Below are 444 nucleotides of genomic sequence, written 5' to 3' on the forward strand. Positions count from 1 at the left end.
AAATTTTATCACAAAAAAAGGCATAAAATGCGCGCGACTGCGACTAGCACGACTAATGCAAATCTTACAAATCCTCCAACACCTGCGATGAGTGCCACAAGCGTGTATAATGAACTTCGCTCATCACATTCGCTAAAATCAATCGCCGATAAATTATACTTACACACAGGCACATTAAAACGGTGGGAGGCGACACAAAAAATCCCAAATGAATATCTTTACGATTTAAACTTTTTGCTAGGCAATAAATACGACTTACAAAAGGTGGATTTTCGTAGCCACAACGAATTTTTTACCAAAAAAGAAGTGGCAAAATATTGCTTTGAATCATTTTTAAAATTTTTAGATTTTCACAAATTAGATTCTAGCGATTACACATTTATAGAGCCAAGTTGTGGGGATTTGAGCTTTTTTAATCTAATGCCAAAAGATAGGCGAATCGGC

General features: G+C 35.8%; 1 pseudogene. It reads left to right on the forward strand.

From position 1 onward, the window contains the following. Window positions 1–27: 27 nt before the first annotated feature. Window positions 28–444: pseudogene (locus tag ACWIX0_RS14215) on the forward strand (hypothetical protein); the annotation flags it as partial.

It is taken from the genome of Helicobacter sp. T3_23-1059 (genome assembly GCF_053654515.1).